Origin of the sequence: Brevibacterium album DSM 18261 (assembly GCF_000426445.1) — a bacterium.
In the GTDB taxonomy this organism is placed as follows: domain Bacteria; phylum Actinomycetota; class Actinomycetes; order Actinomycetales; family Brevibacteriaceae; genus Brevibacterium; species Brevibacterium album.
This window is the reverse complement of the sequence record NZ_AUFJ01000010.1, coordinates 156,462-174,720: the sequence shown is the minus strand read 5'-3', so window position 1 is coordinate 174,720 and position 18,259 is coordinate 156,462. Positions and strand designations below refer to the sequence as shown.

At 72.7% G+C, this 18,259-nt stretch carries 15 protein-coding genes; 10 read left to right on the top strand and 5 right to left on the bottom strand.

Going from position 1 to position 18,259, the window contains the following annotated elements; genetic code table 11:
- Positions 1 to 510 (top strand): DUF6611 family protein, encoded by a 510-nt coding sequence (locus K318_RS0104955; RefSeq protein WP_029088666.1) that lies wholly within the window; start codon positions 1 to 3, stop codon positions 508 to 510.
- Positions 511 to 540: 30 nt separating this feature from the next.
- On the opposite strand, the gene K318_RS0104950 is transcribed toward K318_RS0104955, so the two are convergent.
- Complete coding sequence (locus K318_RS0104950; RefSeq protein WP_029088665.1) at positions 541 to 1,443, bottom strand: M56 family metallopeptidase; 903 nt, start codon at positions 1,441 to 1,443, stop codon at positions 541 to 543.
- A 99-nt stretch (positions 1,444 to 1,542) separates the two neighbouring features.
- Entirely contained in the window at positions 1,543 to 1,908 is a 366-nt protein-coding gene (locus tag K318_RS0104945) for a BlaI/MecI/CopY family transcriptional regulator (protein WP_029088664.1), read from the bottom strand.
- A 295-nt stretch (positions 1,909 to 2,203) separates the two neighbouring features.
- Here K318_RS0104945 and K318_RS0104940 point away from each other — a divergent pair, with 295 nt between their 5' ends.
- Genes K318_RS0104940 through cydC form a run of 3 tightly spaced genes read left to right on the top strand, consistent with a single transcriptional unit; the run spans position 2,204 to position 8,332 of the window.
- On the top strand, positions 2,204 to 3,787 hold the full coding sequence (locus K318_RS0104940) for a cytochrome ubiquinol oxidase subunit I (RefSeq protein WP_035280864.1): 1,584 nt from the start codon (positions 2,204 to 2,206) through the stop codon (positions 3,785 to 3,787).
- Positions 3,788 to 3,815: 28 nt separating this feature from the next.
- Positions 3,816 to 4,859, top strand: a complete 1,044-nt coding sequence (gene cydB / locus K318_RS0104935) for a cytochrome d ubiquinol oxidase subunit II (protein WP_029088662.1) — start codon at positions 3,816 to 3,818, stop codon at positions 4,857 to 4,859.
- Positions 4,859 to 8,332, top strand: a complete 3,474-nt coding sequence (gene cydC, locus K318_RS19505; protein WP_084499732.1) for a thiol reductant ABC exporter subunit CydC — start codon at positions 4,859 to 4,861, stop codon at positions 8,330 to 8,332. The genes cydB and cydC overlap by 1 nt, the downstream gene beginning before the upstream one ends.
- 36 nt (positions 8,333 to 8,368) lie before the next feature.
- Here the strand turns inward: cydC and sepH are convergent, their stop codons facing one another.
- Complete coding sequence (sepH, locus tag K318_RS19500; RefSeq protein WP_035280692.1) at positions 8,369 to 9,694, bottom strand: septation protein SepH; 1,326 nt, start codon at positions 9,692 to 9,694, stop codon at positions 8,369 to 8,371.
- Positions 9,695 to 9,865: 171 nt separating this feature from the next.
- Here sepH and K318_RS0104920 point away from each other — a divergent pair, with 171 nt between their 5' ends.
- Entirely contained in the window at positions 9,866 to 10,993 is a 1,128-nt protein-coding gene (locus K318_RS0104920) for a ferrochelatase (protein WP_035280859.1), read from the top strand.
- A 15-nt stretch (positions 10,994 to 11,008) separates the two neighbouring features.
- Here K318_RS0104920 and K318_RS19495 read toward each other — a convergent pair whose 3' ends face one another.
- Positions 11,009 to 11,287 (bottom strand): hypothetical protein, encoded by a 279-nt coding sequence (locus K318_RS19495; protein WP_211233291.1) that lies wholly within the window; start codon positions 11,285 to 11,287, stop codon positions 11,009 to 11,011.
- Between the two features lie 250 nt (positions 11,288 to 11,537).
- Here K318_RS19495 and K318_RS0104910 point away from each other — a divergent pair, with 250 nt between their 5' ends.
- Positions 11,538 to 11,831: a DUF4193 domain-containing protein gene (locus K318_RS0104910; RefSeq protein ID WP_029088660.1), complete on the top strand. Its 294-nt coding sequence runs from the start codon at positions 11,538 to 11,540 to the stop codon at positions 11,829 to 11,831.
- Between the two features lie 135 nt (positions 11,832 to 11,966).
- Here the strand turns inward: K318_RS0104910 and K318_RS0104905 are convergent, their stop codons facing one another.
- Positions 11,967 to 12,413 (bottom strand): DUF3093 domain-containing protein, encoded by a 447-nt coding sequence (locus K318_RS0104905; protein ID WP_029088659.1) that lies wholly within the window; start codon positions 12,411 to 12,413, stop codon positions 11,967 to 11,969.
- Positions 12,414 to 12,481: 68 nt separating this feature from the next.
- Between K318_RS0104905 and dut the strand changes: the two genes are divergently transcribed.
- The 4 genes from dut (at position 12,482) to acnA (ending at position 18,235) form a co-directional block, all read left to right on the top strand.
- Complete coding sequence (dut, locus tag K318_RS0104900) at positions 12,482 to 13,003, top strand: dUTP diphosphatase (RefSeq protein ID WP_051297568.1); 522 nt, start codon at positions 12,482 to 12,484, stop codon at positions 13,001 to 13,003.
- 20 nt (positions 13,004 to 13,023) lie between these two features.
- Complete coding sequence (locus K318_RS19490; RefSeq protein ID WP_051297567.1) at positions 13,024 to 13,866, top strand: DUF3710 domain-containing protein; 843 nt, start codon at positions 13,024 to 13,026, stop codon at positions 13,864 to 13,866.
- A 103-nt stretch (positions 13,867 to 13,969) separates the two neighbouring features.
- A complete protein-coding gene (locus tag K318_RS0104890; RefSeq protein ID WP_029088657.1) occupies positions 13,970 to 15,385 on the top strand; it encodes a class I SAM-dependent RNA methyltransferase in 1,416 nt (471 codons plus the stop codon).
- Positions 15,386 to 15,550: 165 nt separating this feature from the next.
- On the top strand, positions 15,551 to 18,235 hold the full coding sequence (gene acnA, locus K318_RS0104885; RefSeq protein WP_029088656.1) for an aconitate hydratase AcnA: 2,685 nt from the start codon (positions 15,551 to 15,553) through the stop codon (positions 18,233 to 18,235).
- The last annotated feature ends 24 nt before the right edge of the window (positions 18,236 to 18,259 follow it).

Below are 18,259 nucleotides of genomic sequence, written 5' to 3'. Positions count from 1 at the left end.
ATGGCGACCCTCGCTCGCCTGCGGCAGAAGCTGCTCGACGGACGGTACCGCTGGGGGCACGTCTCGCGCCGCTCCGGCCGGTACGGCGCGACCTCGATCCGCGTCGTGATCTACCCGCCGCACTCCACCGAGGCCGAACGCCGGTGCGCGCGCCTCGTCCGGTTCTGGCCCTGGCTCGCAGGCGGCGGGATCGCGGCAGCGGTCCCGGTGCTCGGCGCGGTCCTCGACGTTCCGGTCCCGGCGCTGCTCGGCGCGCTCGTGCTCCTGGCGGTGTTCGCCGGAATCGCACTCGGCCGCTTCGCCGCCCCGGTCGCCTCCGGTCGTGCGGAGCTCTTCGCCACGGTCTCCGCGCTCTCCCCACAGGAGGCGGACCGGGAGCGCTATGCGCATGTCGCCGAGGTCGCCGAGGCCCTCCACGCGGCGGAGGAGCAGCTCGACGGCGGGCTCATCGGCTGGGACTGGTACCGGGCGCTGTGGGCGGAGCGGCACCGCGACTGCCTGCCGCGCTGAACCGCATGCCCTGCGGAGGAACCGCGCCGCTCAGCTGTAGACGACGGTGCCCACCAGCACGGCGGGTGGGACCAGGAGCAGGCAGCAGGCGAGCACCGCGGCCTTGACCCGCATGCGCCGGGTGTCCGGCAGCTGCCTCGGATCCATGAGGAGGCGGCGCCGGCGCACCTCGGTCAGCCGCGGATCGTGCCGGGAGGCGTGGGTGCCGGCGGCGAGCTCGGTGCGCTCGGCCGTCTTCGCCAGTGCCGTGCGCAGCGCTGCCGGGGAGGTGACGGTGCGGGCCGCATCGTCGGCCATGATCTCGATGAGTCCGCTCACGGCTGCCAGGGCCGTGCGGGTCACCGGGAGGAACGGAAGCATGCGGTTCCACGAGGCGAAGGGCAGGGCGAGGAGGTCGTGCCGGACCCGCAGGTGCTCGCGCTCGTGTGCGATGACCGCATCCCGCTCGTTCGCGTCGAGGAGCTGGAGGAGGCCGGTCGAGACCACGGTGGTCCCGCCCCGGCCGGCGAGGCAGTAGGCCACGGCGTGGTCGGTGTCGATGATCCGCATCCCCGGCACGTGCGGGCTGGACTGGGACACGAGGGCGAGCATGTCGCGGTGGCGGACGCGGGCCCGGGCGGCCGCGCGGGTCTCCCAGGCGAGCGCGAGCAGGAGGGCGAGCAGGAGGACCGCGCCCACCGCGAGCGCCGGCCAGCGCCACCAGTCGAGGACAGCGGGACCTGCGGCCCCGGCTCCCACGAGCGGGGCCAGGGCGAAGGCGAGGCAGGCGGAGATGAGCGAGAGGCCGCCGGCGAGTCCGACCGCCTGCCACAGGAGGATCCCGGAGACGGGATCGACGTCCGCGCGTCCGGCCTGCCTGCGCGCGAGCGCCGTCGGGACGGGCCAGGCGAGCAGCACGGCGAGGACGGCCATCGCGATTCCGACGGCGGTCATGTCGCTGGGGGCGTCATGTCGGGGAGACCGTCATCGCACAGCGGGCGCGGCGGGTCGAGCCCGGAGAGGCCGATCTGCGCTGCGCATCCGGGCTGCGGATCAGCGGGTGCCGCTGCCGCGCAGTCGGCTGTCGAGGACGCCGCGGAGGAACGCGGTGTCGGACAGGGAGACGGTGCCGAGGAACCGGGCGAGGACCGCACGGCGGTCGCCGGCCTGGTCGAGCACCTCGGAGAGCAGGTCCGTGACGTGCTCCTCCTTGCTCGAGGCCGCGGCGTACAGGTGGGGGCGGGTGCTGCGATCGCGGGTGACGAAGCCCTTCTTCTCCAGCCGTGTGAGCACCGTGTGCACGGTGGTCAGGGCGAGGCCGCGGTCCGCAAGCACGTCCCGGAGCCCTGCGGCGGAGAGGCTGTCCTGTGCCCAGAGGGCATCCATGACATCCCGCTCCAGCTCTCCCAAACTCTCCAACTCGCAACTCCTTGTCGCTGCATCCCTGTGAGGACGCATCCCGGTGGGGACGGGCCCGATCCCTCATTCTACCAGTCGTAGTGCATGCCGCGATCCGCGTGCACATGCCGTTCGGCACAGGAGCGGCGCGTCCGCGATCTGGGACGGAAAGGTATCGAAAACGCCGTTCCCGGCGTGCTTCGGGGGCGCAGGCGTATTCTACTGAGCGTAGAAATCTACAGCCTGTAGAAATCCGTTCGCTGCGGTCCGCCCGCACAGTCACTCTCAGGAGGTCGGCGTGGAGTTCGATCCCGTGATGATCGCCCGCTGGCAGTTCGGCATCACCACCGTCTACCACTTCTGGATGGTCCCGCTCACCCTCGGCCTGGGGCTGCTCGTGGCCGTGCTCCAGACCGCGTGGCTGCGCACGGGGAACGAGGCATGGCTCCGGGCTGCCAAGTTCTGGGGCAAGCTCTACCTCATCAACTTCATCATGGGCGTGGCGACCGGCATCGTCCAGGAGTTCCAGTTCGGCATGGCCTGGAGCGAGTACTCCCGCTACGTCGGCGACGTGTTCGGCGCGCCGCTGGCGATGGAGGCCCTGCTCGCCTTCTTCCTCGAATCCACCTTCCTGGGGCTGTGGATCTTCGGCTGGGACCGGCTGAACCGCCGGCTGCACCTGGGCGTGCTCTGGGCGGCGGTGATCGGCTCGTGGATCTCCGCGTACTTCATCATCGTCGCGAACTCGTGGATGCAGCACCCCGTCGGCGTCGAGCTCGTCGACGGCAGGCCCGTCATGACGGATGTGTGGGCGGTCATGACGAACAGCACTGCGCTGGCCGCCTACGGGCACACGCTGGCCGGTGCGGTGGCGGTCGGGGCGGCCTTCCTCCTGGGCATCTCCTGGCACCACCTGTGGCGGCGCCGCACCGACGGCATCGACAGCGTCGACGGCAGCGGACGCGTCATCGTGGGCCGCGCCGACGACGTGCCCGGACGCGACGAGACCGACCACACGGTCTGGTACCGCTCGCTGCGGATCGGCGCAGGGTTCGCGGTCTTCGCCTTCGCGGCGGTCGCCCTCACCGGCGACATCCAGGCCAAGCTCATGTACGAGCAGCAGCCCATGAAGATGGCCTCGGCCGAAGCCGCCTGTCACGACGGGACGGAGTTCTCCGTCCTCACGGTGGGCAATCTGAACTCGAACGACTGCGCGGACGTCACCCCCGTCATCGAGATCCCCGGCATCCTCTCCTTCCTCGCTAAGGGGGACTTCACCACCGAGGTCCCCGGTGTGAACTCGCTCATCCCCGAATACGAGGAGAGCTACGGCACGCATCTGCCGGAGGGGGAGCTCTACGGCGAGCGCTCGGGCGCGCCCGTCGACTACCAGCCCTCCATGTTCGTCACCTACTGGGGCTTCCGCCTCATGATCGGCTTCGGGGTGCTGGCCGCCGCCGCGGCGGCGTTCGCACTCGTGGTCACCCGGAAGGGCACCGTGCCGTGCTCGGCCTTCCTCTCCCGGCTGGCGCTGTGGGGGATCGCCGCGCCCTTCGTCGCGAACTCCGCCGGCTGGATCTTCACGGAGATGGGTCGGCAGCCCTTCGTCGTCGCGCCCAACCCCGATCCCAGCGGCATCGACGGGGTGTTCCTCTACACCGCCGCCGCGGTGTCCCCGACCGTGAGCCCCGGCGAGCTCCTGTTCTCCCTCATCAGCCTCACCCTCGTGTACGGGGCGCTCATGGTGGTCGAGCTCAGGCTGATACTCAAGTACGCCCGCGGGGGAGTGGTCTCGGCGATGCCGGAGCTCGCGAGACCCGCCCGCGGCGGCCGTGCCGGTCTCGTCGAGGGATCCGCGGGCGAGGCCGACGACTCCGACGTCCTGTCCTTCGCGTACTGAGCGCGAGAGAGCAAGGGAAGGCACTGACATGACCGAAGCGCTGCCCGTCATCTGGTTCGTCCTCATCGCCGTGCTGTGGCTCGGCTACCTCTTCCTCGAGGGCTTCGACCTGGGCGTGGGGATGCTCATGCGGGGATTCGCGAAGGACGAGCGGGAGCGGCGCCTGCTGCTCAATACGATCGGACCCGTGTGGGACGGCAACGAGGTGTGGCTGCTCACCGCCGGAGGCGCCACCTTCGCGGCCTTCCCCCTGTGGTACGCGAGCCTCTTCTCCGCCCTCTACCTCCCGCTCACCCTCGCCCTGCTGGGGCTCATCTTCCGCGCCGTCGCGATCGAGTACCGCGGCAAGGGCGGGCACTCCCGTCGGTGGGTCGAGGGCTGGACCTGGGCGCTCTCAGCGGGCTCGGCCGTCGCCGCGTTCTGCGTGGGCGCCATGCTCGCCCTCACGACCACCGGACTGCCGCTCAACGAGAACGGCGACAATGTGGGCGGGCCCTTCGCCTGGCTCACGCTGCCGGCGATGGTCGGCGGGCTCGGCGTCGTGGGCTTCAGCCTCCTCCACGGCCTCCTCTACCTCAGCCTCAAGACCGACGGCCCGGTCCGCGTGCGCGCCCGGCGGGCGGCGAGCACCTGGGGCCCGCTCCTCCTCCTGCCGCTCGTGGCCTGGGTGCTCCTCGTCCAGTCCGCCTCCGGCACCGTCTGGAGCTGGGCCTGCGTCGCGGTGGCCTGCCTCGCCGCGGCCGTCTCCTGGCTGCGCCTGCGCCGGGGCGCGGAGAAGACCGCCTTCCTCGCGCAGTCGGTCTTCCTCGCCGCCGGGGTCACCGCGATCTTCGCGGCCGTCTTCCCCGTGGTCCTGCCCTCGACGCTCGGAGCGGGCAGCGATCTGACGATCCACAACGCCTCCTCCTCGGCCTACACCCTGGGCGTCATGTTCTGGGTCGCGCTCGTGGGCGTCCCCGTGGTGCTGGCCTACCAGATCTGGAGCTACACCGTCTGGGCGCGCCGCCTGCGGGTCGAGCACATCCCGCCGGCGCACGAGGTCCCCGTCGCCATCCGCGGCCGCGTCTCCTGATGGCCGGCCCCCGCCCGGAGGAGGGACCGCTGCGGCCGGCGCTCGCCACGCGCGCGGGCCGGTTCGGACTGTGGGCGGCGTGCGCCGTCGCAGCGCTGCGCGCCGCGGGCCTCGTGCTCGTCGCCGAGGCCGTGGCCGGCGGCATCGTCGCGGCGATGGACGGCCGCGACGTCCGGGCCTCCGTGTTCCTCGGGCTCGCGGGCGCCGTGTGCCAGGCGCTCGCCGCGTGGGCGGGGCAGTCGGTGGGCGCGCGCAGCTCCGTGGGCGCGAAGACGCACCTGCGCCGCCGATTCGCGCTCCGCCTCTTCGCCGGCTCCGGCCGCGATCTGCCGGGCGCGGACGGGGCGCTCGCACTCACCGCCACCCGCTCGCTCGACGAGATCGACGACTACTTCACCGCCGTGGTGCCCGCGCTCACCGCCGCCGCGGTCGTCCCCCTCCTCGTGGGCGCACGCATCCTCCTCGCGGACTGGGTGAGCGCCGTCGTCATCGTCCTCACCGTCCCGCTCGTGCCGGTGTTCATGATCCTCATCGGCCAGCACACGGCCGAGCGGATCGGCGAGGCCCAGTCCGCTCTCGACCGCTTCTCCTCGCACCTCGTCGAGCTGGCCCGCGGAGTCCCCGTGCTCGTGGGCCTCGGCCGCCTCGGCGCGCAGACGAAGGCGCTGCAGGAGGTCTCGCGGCGCTATCGGGACACGACGCTCGCGACCCTGCGCACCGCATTCCTCTCCGCGCTCGCCCTCGAGCTCATCGCGACGATCTCCGTGGCGGTCGTCGCGGTGTTCGTGGGCGTGCGCCTCGTGCACGGCACGATGGAGCTCGAGGACGGCCTGCTCGCCCTCGTCCTGGCCCCCGAGTGCTATCTGCCGCTGCGCCGCCTGGGCGCGGCCTTCCACTCGACGGAGAACGGGCTCGCCGCCTTCGACCGCGTGCGCGCTCTCGCGGACCGGCCGGCGGCGCCGGGGCCGGTCACCGCGCCGGAGGGGTGCCTCGTGCGGGTCGCGGACCTGAGGGTCCGGTACGACGGGCGCGCCGAGCCCGTACTCCGTCAGGTCTCGCTCGAGCTCGGCGCGCAGTGTCCCGGTGCGAGGCTCGGCGCGCACGGCCTGCTGGCGCTCACCGGCGCTTCGGGCGCGGGGAAGTCGACCCTGCTCGGCGTCCTCGCCGGGCTCGTGCGGAACGAGGACGGCACCGAGGTGACCGGCACAGTCGAGACGGCCGTCCCCGCGGGGAGTGCGGGGGCAGCGGCGTACGGACCCCAGCGGCCCGCCTTCGCCGCGGCCTCGGTCGAGGACGAGATCGCACTGCGCCTTCCCGCCGCTCTGCGGGAGGACCCCGGTGCGCGCAGGAGGGCCGTCGAGGAGTGCCTGGAGTTCGCCTGCCTCGACGGCGAGGAGCTGCCGGGGGATGCGGCCGCGCTGCGGGAGATGCCGTGCGAGGCGCTGAGCCCGGGCCAGCAGCGGCGGCTCGTCCTGGCTCGGGTGCGTGCGTCCGTCCTCGCCGGATGCGGACTCGTGCTCCTCGACGAGCCCACTGCCCATCTCGATGCCGTGACGGCCGCGCGCGTGCGGGAGCGGATCCGCGGGCTGGCCGACTCCGTGCTCGTCGTCGCGGCGACGCACGACCCGGCCCTCACGGCCCTCGGCGATGCGCACGGCCACCTCGAGGAGGGGCGGCTGCGCACTGCGGCCGCGGTTCCCCGCAGGGCCGGGGGAGTGCCGGCGGCCGGGGCTCCTCCGGCCGAGACGCCTCCGCCCGCCGGGGTCTCCTCCGGGACGGCCGCAGCGGCGCCTCCCATGCGAACTGAGCGCACCGCCCCGGCGGTCCGCCTCCCGGCCGTCCTGCGGAGGCTCGTGCGCGCCGTCAACCCCTTCGCGCCCCGGTTCCTGCTCGCGCTGCTCGCCGGTGCGGCCTCCGTGGCCGCGGGAGCTGCGCTCACGGGGGTCTCCGCCTGGCTCATCGTGCGCGCCTCGGCACAGCCGCCCATCATGTACCTCCTGGTCGCGATCGTCGGGGTGCGGTTCTTCGGGCTCTCACGGGCAGTGCTCGCCTACGTCCAGCGCCTCTGGCTCCACGACGCCGTCCTGACCGCGCTCACCCGCCTGCGGGTCCGCCTGTGGCTGGGGCTCGCCCGCCGCGGCACGGCCGACCGTCGGGTCTCCCGAGGGGAGGGGGCGCTGCGCTCGCTCATCGCGGACGTCGACGATGTGCGCGATCTCGTGCCCCGCGTCGTCATGCCGCCGCTCATCGCGGTCCTCGTCTCCGCCGCCGCGGTGTGGGCGCTCTTCGCCGTTCACGAGGCCGCCGGCTGGGTCGCGCTGACCGCCGTGCTGACGGCGCTCGGGCCGGCCTCGGCGGTGGTTCTGCTCGCCGACCGGCGGGCCTCTGCCGCCCGGGTCCCTGCGCGCGCGGACGTGCTCGCACGGGTCACCGCACTGCTCGGCGCCCGGGAGGACCTGCTGCCGGACGGGTCGTGGCGCGCGGCAGCCGAGGGGTTCGCCCGGGCGGATGCGCGGGCGTCCGACCATGAGCGGAGATCGCTCGCCGCCCGCGGTGCGGGGGAAGCGCTCGCGACGGCTGCCATGATCGCGGCCTCGGCCGTCATGGTGGGCGTGCTCGCACCGGCAGTCGCGGCGGGTGAGCTCAGCGGCGAGCTGCTGGCCGTGGCGGTGCTCCTGCCCATGGGCCTCGTGGACGCCCTGCTGGACTCACTCCGAGCCGTGCAGCAGTGGCCCGCGCTGCGCTGCGTCCTCGCCGGTCTCGACGACGGCGACCTCGCCGGCACCGGACTCGAGGGCATGGGCGCCTCAGGAGCGGTCGGCCCCGCACGGATCGAGAGTCTCGCGGTCGAGGACCTCTCGGCGACCTGGCCGGGCGCCTCGGCCCCCGTGTTCTCAGGACTCACGGCGCGGTTCCCCGTGCCGGGGCGGACAGCGGTGACGGGGCCCTCGGGCTCCGGGAAGACCACCCTGGTGAGCGCCCTCATGAGGTTCCTCGACCCCTCCGCGGGCAGAGTCGAGGTCAACGGGGCCGATGCCGCTTCGCTGCGGCCGGAGGACCTCGCCGCGCGCATCGCGTGGTGCCCGCAGGAGGCGCACGTCTTCGATTCGACGCTGCGGGGCAATCTCCTCATCGCCCGGGACCGGGAGGACGCTCCCACGGAGGAGGAGCTGGCGAGCGCGCTGCGGCGGGCGGGGCTGGGCCGGCTGCTCGAGGAGGCGGGCCTCGACGCCCGTGTGGGCGCCGGGGGCGCGCACCTCTCGGGCGGGCAGCGCCAGCGGCTCGCGGTGGCGCGCACGCTGCTCGTCGGGGCCGAGGTCGTGATCCTCGACGAACCGACCGCCCATCTCGACCCGCCCACCGCGCGTGCCGTCATGGACGACCTCGACGCAGCGCTCGCGACGTCCTGCACCGTGCTCGTCACGCACGACGAAGCGCTCGTGCGGGAGGGCGACGTCCGGGTGCGCCTGTGAGCCTGTGCCCGTGCGGCGGTGCCTGCGCGGCGGAGCTCAGTCCTTCCGGCGCCCGCCGAACATGATCTCGTCCCAGCTGGGCACCGAGGAGCGGCCCTTCCGGCGTCCGCCGCCGTCCGCGGGCCGCTGCGCAGATCCGTCGTCGGGGGCGGGCTCCTCCGCAGGGGAGGGATCGGGGAGGGGCGCTCCTGCGTCCGTGCCGTCCGCCTCGCCAGCCCCGTCCGCCTCGGGGCCGAGCCCGCGGAGGAGGACGGGGTGGTCGGCGCCCGGTCCGGGATCCTCCGCGCCCTCGTCCTCCGGGGCGCCGTTCACCGCAGGGCCGGGAGCCGGAGCCGGGGGGAGCGTCCCGGCGAACTCCGGATCGTCGAAGTCCGGGGTGCCGATGGGCTCGGTGTGCTGGTCCGGGTGCCTCTCGGCCGGAGTCCGCTCGGGGCCGCCCTCGGGCGCCGGGACCGCGACGATGCCCGCATCACGGGCCTCGGCGGGAGCGCTCGGTGCGGAGTGGGCGCCGTCGATCGACTGGTCGCGGTCGTCGCCCACGAGCCGCAGGCCGCCGGCGGCCGGCAGCGAGGACTCGGTGCGGTCGCCGGACGGTCCGTCCGTGCCCGGCTCGCCGGAGCCGAGGGGGATCTCGCTCGTGTGCTGGGAGGACGTCACGCCCCGGCGCCGGCGCAGGCTCTCGAGGATGCGGCCGGTCTCCGTCTGGTGGTCGCGCAGGGCGGGGGCGGGCACTGCCTCGGCGGCGCGCTGCCTCCGCTCCTCCCCGGAGCCGTATCCGGGGATGGGGCCGGAGTCCGTGGGGCCGGCGTCGGAGAGCCAGCGGGCCTCGTCGTCGAGGGCGTGGACCGAGCCGCGGGAGTACGACCAGCCGGCGGTGCGCAGCCGCGCGCCGGCCTCGAAGCGCAGCTCCACCTGCCAGGCGCCGTCGGCGCGGCGCCACGCGTCCCAGGCCATCGTCTCGGGATCGACCTCGCGGAGCCTGAGCCGCTCCAGGGCGAGTTCGGCGAGTGGGGTGGGGGAGGCGGCATCGGTCTCGGGGCGGATGAGCACGCGGCGTGCCTGGTGGGCGATGTGCTCGCGCTCGGCGAGCACGGGGCCCTCGTAGACGCGGATGTGCGCGAGTTCGGTGCCGGTCTCCTCCGCGATCTCCTCCGCGGTCATGCCCTGGCGGATCATGGCCTGGATGTCGCGCGGGCGCAGCGGCTCCCCGGGTCCGCCGCTCGCCGCCCGCCGCCGGTGCGCGCCGCGCACGGCTGCGATGAGGGAGTCGTCGACGGGCAGCCGGTGCTCGCCTCCCGCGGGATCCTCGAGGACGAGCACCGACTCGTCCTCGTCCACGCCGCGCAGGCTCAGCTCGGTCATCAGGATTCCTCCTCGAGAGTCTTCTCGCATGATCGTGTCACGTCGGACCGCGCCAGCGGCGCACATCGGCTGGCGAGTCGCTGAAGAATGCGCCCGCAGAATGCGACCGGTCCTCCTGTGCCCCGGGAGGCGGGCGGCATCCGGCGGGGGAGTGCGGATACCCTGGTCTGCGTGACTTCAGAGCTTGCACCCTTCGACGCCCTCCTGCTCATGTCCTTCGGCGGACCGGAACGGGAGGAGGACGTCCTCCCGTTCCTCAAGAACGTGACGGCCGGCCGCGGCATCCCCGACGAGCGCCTCGTCGAGGTGGGGGAGCACTACTACGGGTTCGGCGGCAGATCGCCCATCAACGATCAGAACCGAGCGCTCCTCGCAGCCCTGCGCGCGGAGCTCGAGCGCCGGGGGATCGAGACGCCGGTGCTGTGGGGCAACCGGAACTGGGCCCCCTACCTCACGGATGTCGCCCGCGACCTGCTCGCCGGGCGCGGCGGCAGCGGCCGGGTCCTCGCGATCGACACGTCCGCGTACTCGAGCTATTCCTCGTGCCGCCAGTACCGCGAGGACTTCGCGGGCTCCGTCGCCGCGCTGCGGGAGGAGGGGCTGGAGCTGCGCGTGGACAAGATCCGCCAGTACTACAACCATCCCGGCTTCGCCGAGGCGGAGCTCGGATGCGTGCGGGACGGGCTCGCAGAGCTCGCGCGGCTGACCGGAGGGCTCGATGCCGGGACGCAGCGCGTCCTCTACGTCACCCATTCGATCCCCGCCGCCATGCAGAAGGCGTCCGAGGCCCGCACGATCGGCTATGAGGCGCAGCACCGTGCGCTCATCGAGTGGATCGCGGGCGAACTCGGGGAGCAGGACGTGCTCCCCTCCGAGCTGGTCTTCTGCTCGCGCTCCGGCGCTCCGCACGTGCCCTGGTCGGAGCCGGACGTCAACGACCGGATGGAGGAGCTCGCCGCCGAGGGCGTGGACGCGGTGGTGCTCGTGCCGATCGGCTTCGTCTCCGACCATATGGAGGTCGCCTTCGACCTCGACACCGAGGCGCGCCGGACGGCTGAGCGGCTGGGGATGGGATTCGTCCGCGCCGGGACGGTCGGGACCCGTGCGCCCTTCGTCGCGGGCCTCGTCGATCTCGCGCTCGAACGCGCCGCCGAGGTCCGGGGGGAGGCCGTCGAGGCGCCTGCCGTGACGTCGGAGGGGCCGCTGCGTCCGGGAACGGGCGCGTGCGCGGTGGACTGCTGTCTGGGCTCCGTCGAGCGCCCCACGCATCCCGTGTGGCCGGAGCCCGAGCGGGTCTGAGCCCGCCGGTCGGCGTCAGTCCGTGGCCGTGAAGGCCTCGGGCTCCTCTGCGAGGCCGGTGGGCGCGTCGTCCGCGGTGAGGTCCGGAATGACGGGCAGGGCGCCCGTCTCCGCGGCCAGGACGGCCTCCATCTGCGTCGTGTCGACATCGCTGCGATCCGCGATGTCGATGAGGGTCTCGAGGTCGGTGAGGAGCTCGGACTCCCTCAGCTCGTCCTGCTGGGCGCGGGCATCTGCGAGCCGCTGCCGGAGCCCCGCGATTCTGCCGTCGAGCTCTTCCCTGAATCTGCTCACTGTCCCTCCCCGTTCCGCTGTCGATTCCTCGTGTGCGGCCGGTTCGCCGCCCGTCGATTCTCCCATCTGCGAATCCCCTGCGGAAACTGAGGGGCCGCCTCTGAGGGTAATCGGAGGCGAATCACAGAACCGGATGCCCGATCCGTGTTGCGCGAGGGGCAGTGTACGTGCAAAATGCAGGGGACACAGCGGACGAAGGCCTCCACCCCAGTCCTGACGACCACAGATCAGCGGAGTGTGATCACGCCAGATGGCAACCGACTACGATGCGCCGAAGAAGCAGGACGAGGAGCTCCGGAGCGACTCCATCGAGGAGCTCAAGGCGCAGCGAAACCAGCAGATGGCGAGCCAGGTCGACGAGGACGAGGCGGTGGCCGCGGAGGGTTTCGAGCTCCCCGGTGCCGATCTGTCCAACGAAGAGCTCTCCGTCCGCGTGCTGCCCAAGCAGAACGACGAGTTCACCTGCATGGAGTGCTTCCTGGTGCGGCACCGGTCCCAGCTGGCGGATGCCGAGGAGATGATCTGCACCGACTGCGCAGGCTGAGCGCAGCGATCCGCTGAGCACTGAGGCTGAGCAGAGCGGCTCGGACCGCATAGGGCCCCGAACCCGGGTGGGTTCGGGGCCTCCTGCATGCGGGGCGGGGGCGTCATCCGCGCCCCGCCGCGGGCGAGCGCGGCCTCAGGAGTTCAGGGCCGCGGCGAGCTCGCGGGGGCGCCGGGTGGAGACGAGCCAGTACGGGGTCGGATCGGCGGGGTCTGCGATGTCCACCCGCACCACCGTCCTCACCCACGGGCGCAGCATGAGGAAGGCGCGCACATCGAGTTCCCTGCCGCGCTGGGCGAAGGAGCCCGCCGCGTCGAAGCCCTGGGCCCCCGTGATGAAGCGCCGCTCGATCGCCGCGCCGCCGGCGACGAAGGTGTCCGCCGTGACGACCACGCGCGCCGAGGCCCGTACGAGGCCGGCGAGCACCGCGAGCATCACGAGGAGGGCGAGGCCCACCCCGGCCCATGGGCTGATGGGGATGAGGAGGAGGGAGGTCATGGCGGAGAGGAGGAACGCCCCGATGGACCAGCCCGCACTGGGATGGAGCCTCTCGCTGAACAGCACCGCGGTGGTCGAACTCATGCTCCCATGATCCCATACCGGCCGCGCTAGAGTGTCCGTGCCCGCCCGCCCCCGCTCAGGAGCACACCGTGACCGAGAACCTCCCGCAGGTCCAGCCCCAGCCGTCCCCTCGCGTCCCCCTTCGGCTGCTCGACCCCTCCGCGGCCGTGCCCGCCTACGCGCATGCCGATGACGCCGGTGCCGATCTCCGGGCCGCCGAGGACGTGGTGCTCGAGCCCTTCGCCCGCCGCGCCGTCTCCACCGGGGTCGCGATCGCGCTGCCGGCCGGATGCGCGGGGTTCGTGCATCCGCGCTCGGGGCTGGCGACGAAGCACGGGATCACGGTGGCGAACGCCCCCGGCACCATCGACGCCGGCTATCGGGGCGAGGTGAAGGTGGCGCTCGTCAACCTCGATCCCGAGCGCACCCACCGCATCGCGAAGGGCGACCGGATCGCCCAGCTCGTCGTCCAGCGCGTCGAGCGCGCGGAGTTCACCGTCGTGGAGAGCCTCGACGAGACGGTGCGCGGCACCGGCGGCTTCGGCTCCACGGGCGGATTCGCGGGCTCGCCGGACGCCGAGGGCGCGCAGGGCACTAGACTCGGTTCCTGACCGTCGCGAAAGAAGGATGTATGGGACTGCTCGATATCTTCCGGAAGTCTTCCTCCGCCGCTGAGCCGGGCCGCCCGGCCGAGGAGGCGGACGCCGCTCCGGCGCAGACCGGTGCGGAGGCCGCAGAGCCTGCGGATTCTCCCGGTGACGCGGAGCCGGACGGTGACGAGGAGTGGCGGCCCGATCCCAAGGAGGGGCCCCGCGACCGCAGCGAGAACGGTCCCTTCGACGCCGATGAGGAGGCCTCGGACCGCCATCGCCTCGACCTCGGCGCCCTCGCCGTCCCCGTCATCGACGGCATGCAGGTCCGGCTCGAGACGGAGGACCGCACCGACCGCATCCTCGCCGTCACGCTCGTCAACGGGCGGGCCGCGATGCAGCTGCAGGTCTTCGCCGCCCCGCGGGGCGAGGGCCTGTGGCGCTCGGTGCGCTCGGAGATCGCCGAGAGCGTCCGCAAGCGCAGCGGCAAGGCCGATGAGCTCTACACGGACCTCGGACACGAGCTCGTCTCGCAGGTGCCGGCCCGCACCAAGGACGGGCGGACGGGCGTGCGGGTGACGCGTTTCGCGGGCATCGACGGTCCGCGCTGGTTCCTCCGCGCCGTCTTCTCCGGCACCGCCGTGACGAAGGCCGAGGAGCGGGCAGCGCTCGTCGATCTGCTCCGCGGCGCTGTCGTGCGCCGGGGCGATGCGGCGATGCCGCCGCGCGAGCTCATCGCGCTCACGGCCCCGCAGGCCGCGGCTGCTGGCGAGGACGCCCCGGCCGAAGGCGCGTCGGTGGGAACCGCGCTCCGGGGCGGGGCGCAGGACGATGAGGATCCCAACCCCTTCGAACGGGGTCCCGAGATCGCCGAGGTCCGCTGATCTCCGTGCGGCACCGGAAACGCGGCCGGGCGGGGAGCACGCAGCCGCCGGAGGGCGGGAGGCTCCTGCGACGGAGGTCCGTCCTGAGGCGGAGGCCCGGGCCGTGGACTCGCTGATCACAGTCCGCGCGCTCCGCCCCGCGGCCGGCGGAGAGACGCTCGCCCACCATGACGGACGGCCCGTGTTCCTCTCCGGTGCGCTGCCGGGGGAGGAGGTCACGGCACGCGTGACGAAGGCCTCGGCGAAGCTCCTGCGCGCCGAGGTCGTCGAGGTGCTCGAGGCCAGCGCGCACCGGGTGCCCGACCGCCGGGCGGAGCTGGGCGCGCCGGGCGCCGGCGGCGTCGAGTTCGCGCACACCACCCTCGCGCACTCCCGCACGCTCAAGGCGGAGGCCGCGTCCGCGCAGCTCAGCCGCCTGGGAGGCATCGATCCCGCCGCCGCGGGGTTCCGCGTGCTGCCGGCGCCGTCCGAGGCGGCCGGTGAGGTTCCGCTGCCCGGGTCGGAGGAGCACGAGCCAGCTGATGCGGCCACCCGCTGGCGCACCCGCGTCCAGCTCGCGGTCGACGCCGAGGGCCGTGCGGGCATGTACGCCGCCGGCAGCCATGCCGTGATCCCGCTGCAGCGGGACGTGGTGCCGCTGGCCGTCGGCGAGATCAGCGGGCTCGGCCTCGCGCAGGAGCGCTTCCCCGGGCTGCGTCGCCTCGAGATCGCCTGCGCCGCGGACGGGCTCAGCGGGGCCGTCGTCCTCCGCGGTCCCGAGGCCGGAGCCCATGCCGCGCGGGTCGCGGGCATGAGCGCGGACTGGGCGGGGGAGTGGAGCGTCCTCGCCGAGGAGGCACCTGCCGGCCCGGCGCGCGCGGGCAGAGGCGCGGCGCGCAGGCGGGGCGGCGGACGCAACCGGAGCGGTGGGCGCAACCGGGGCGGCGCCTCGGCGGGCGGCGTCGACCTCGTGTCCGGCTCCGGTCTCGTGACGGAGCGGGTGCCGGGGCTCGGCCGCCCGCTGCGGGTGTCCGGCGCAGGCTTCTGGCAGGTCCACCGCGATGCTGCGGGCGTGCTCGCAGGCAGCGTGCGGACACTGCTGGACGCGGAGGCCCTCGCCTCCGACGACACCGTCCTCGACCTCTACTGCGGGGCGGGTCTGCTCGGCATCGCGCTGGCCGAGGACGGACACCGCGTGCTGGGCGTGGAGGGCTCGGCCGAGGCGATCGAGCGCGCGCGGGAGAACGCCCGCGGCCTCGACGCGGAGTTCCGGACCGGGAGGGTCGAGCGCCTCGGCGAGATGCCCGCGGCCCGGGCGGCCGTGCTCGACCCGCCGCGGGCGGGTGCGGGCGCGGAGGTCGTCGCGGCGCTGACGGCCTCGGCGGTGGAGACGCTCGTCTATGTGTCCTGCGATCCGGCGACCTTCGCACGCGATGCCGCGGGACTGCGCGGCGGCGGCTTCGAGCTCGTCTCCGCGGTGGGGCACGATCTGTTCCCGCTCACCGGCCACCTCGAGCTCGTCTCCCTCTTCCGGCGGTGAGTCCGGTGCTGCCCGGCGCGAGGCGGGTGCTCCGCCGCTGGGGGCCGGGGAACGTGCGTGATAGGATTTATCTTGACATCAAGATACTTTACGGAACATTCGCGTTGCCTAAATGGCGCGCGGGTTCCCCGGAGTGTCGCGAGCAGCACGAAGAGGAGAAACACGTTGAGCAACGTCGACAGTTTCAAGTCGAAGAGCGCGCTTGAGGTCAACGGCAAGAGCTACGAGATCTTCCGCCTGAACCAGGTCGAAGGCTCTGAGAAGCTGCCCTACAGCCTCAAGGTGCTCCTCGAGAACCTCCTCCGCACGGAGGACGGCGCGAACATCACCGCGGACCACATCCGCACGCTGGCGAACTGGGACGCCAAGGCCGAGCCGAGCCACGAGATCCAGTTCACCCCTGCGCGCGTGGTCATGCAGGACTTCACCGGCGTCCCCTGCATCGTGGACCTCGCGACGATGCGCGAGGCCGTCAAGGACCTCGGCGGCGACCCGGACAAGGTCAACCCGCTGGCCCCCGCCGAGCTCGTCATCGACCACTCCGTGCAGATCGACTCGTTCGGCAACGCCAATGCCATCGAGCGCAACATGGACATCGAGTACCAGCGCAACGGTGAGCGCTACCAGTTCCTCCGCTGGGGCCAGACCGCGTTCGACGACTTCAAGGTCGTGCCCCCGGGCATGGGCATCGTCCACCAGGTCAACATCGAGTACCTGGCGCGCGTCGTCATGCCGCGCGAGGTCGACGGCGTCACCCGCGCCTACCCGGACACGCTCGTGGGCACCGACTCCCACACCACGATGGTCAACGGCCTGGGCGTCCTGGGCTGGGGCGTGGGCGGCATCGAGGCCGAGGCCGCGATGCTCGGCCAGCCGGTCTCCATGCTCATCCCCCGCGTCGTGGGCTTCAAGCTCACCGGCGAGATCCCCTCCGGGGTCACCGCCACGGACGTCGTCCTCACGATCACGGACATGCTCCGCCAGCACGGCGTCGTGGGCAAGTTCGTGGAGTTCTACGGCAAGGGCGTGGGCTCGGTGCCGCTGGCCAACCGCGCCACGATCGGCAACATGAGCCCCGAGTTCGGCTCGACCGCCGCGATCTTCCCGATCGACGACGTCACGCTCGACTACCTCCGCCTCACCGGGCGCAGCCAGGAGCAGATCGACCTCGTCGAGACCTACGCCAAGGAGCAGGGCCTCTGGCACAACCCGGAGGAGGAGGTCGAGTACTCCGAGTATCTCGAGCTCGACCTCTCCACCGTCGTGCCGTCGATCTCCGGCCCCAAGCGCCCGCAGGACCGCATCGAGCTCTCCGACGCCAAGTCGCAGTTCGCCAAGGACATCCACAACTACGCCCAGCCGGGCGAGGAGCAGAAGTCCGCTCCCGTCTCGATGCCCGACGGCCGCGAGTTCGAGCTGGCCAACGGCGCGGTGGCGATCGCCTCGATCACGTCCTGCACCAACACCTCGAACCCGTCGGTCATGATGGCCGCGGGCCTCCTGGCCCGGAAGGCGCGCGAGAAGGGCCTGACCTCGAAGCCGTGGGTCAAGACCTCGATCGCCCCCGGCTCCCGCGTCGTCACCGAGTACTACGAGAAGGCCGGCCTCATCCCGGACCTCGAGGCGCTCAACTTCTTCATCGTGGGCTACGGCTGCGCCACCTGCATCGGCAACTCCGGTCCGCTCGAGGACGAGATCTCGCAGTCCATCCAGGACAACGACCTCTCCGTCACCGCGGTGCTCTCCGGCAACCGCAACTTCGAGGGGCGCATCAGCCCCGATGTGAAGATGAACTACCTCGCCTCCCCGCCGCTCGTGATCGCCTACGCGCTGGCCGGCACGATGGACTTCGACTTCGAGGGCCAGCCGCTGGGCCAGGACCAGGACGGCAGCGACGTGTACCTCAAGGACGTGTGGCCCACGCCCGAGGAGGTCGAGGCCCTCATCGACTCCTCGATCGACACGGACATGTTCACCGGCGAGTACGGCTCGATCTTCGACGGCGACGAGCGCTGGCAGCAGATCGACACGCCCACCGGCAACGTCTTCGAGTGGGACGAGAAGTCGACCTACGTGCGCAAGCCCCCGTACTTCGAGGGCATGACGCTCGAGACCTCGCCGGTGCAGGACATCTCCGGTGCGCGTGTGCTCGCGAAGCTGGGCGATTCGGTCACGACGGACCACATCTCGCCCGCGGGCTCCTTCAAGGCCGACACCCCGGCCGGCCGGTACCTCGTGGAGAACGGCGTGGAGCGCAAGGACTTCAACTCCTACGGTTCCCGTCGCGGCAACCACGAGGTGATGATCCGCGGCACGTTCGCCAACATCCGTCTGCAGAACCAGCTGCTCGACGGCGTGCAGGGCGGCTTCACCCGCGACTTCACGCAGGAGGGTGCGCCGCAGACCACGATCTACGACGCCTCGCAGAACTACCAGGCCGCGGGCATCCCGCTCGTCGTCCTGGGCGGCAAGGAGTACGGCTCCGGCTCCTCGCGCGACTGGGCCGCCAAGGGCACCAAGCTCCTGGGCGTTGCCGCGGTCATCGCGGAGAGCTTCGAGCGCATCCACCGCTCCAACCTCATCGGCATGGGCGTGCTGCCGCTGCAGTTCCCCGCCGGCGAGTCCGCGGAGTCGCTGGGGCTCGACGGCACCGAGACCTTCTCGATCACCGGCGTGGAGCAGCTCAACGAGGGCACCACCCCGTCCACCGTCAAGGTCACCGCGACCAAGGAGGACGGCACCGTGGTGGCGTTCGACGGCGTCGTGCGCATCGACACCCCCGGTGAGGCGGACTACTACCGCAACGGCGGCATCCTGCAGTACGTGCTGCGGCAGCTCGCCACGAGCTGAGCCGGCACCGCCTCAGGTGCGGCG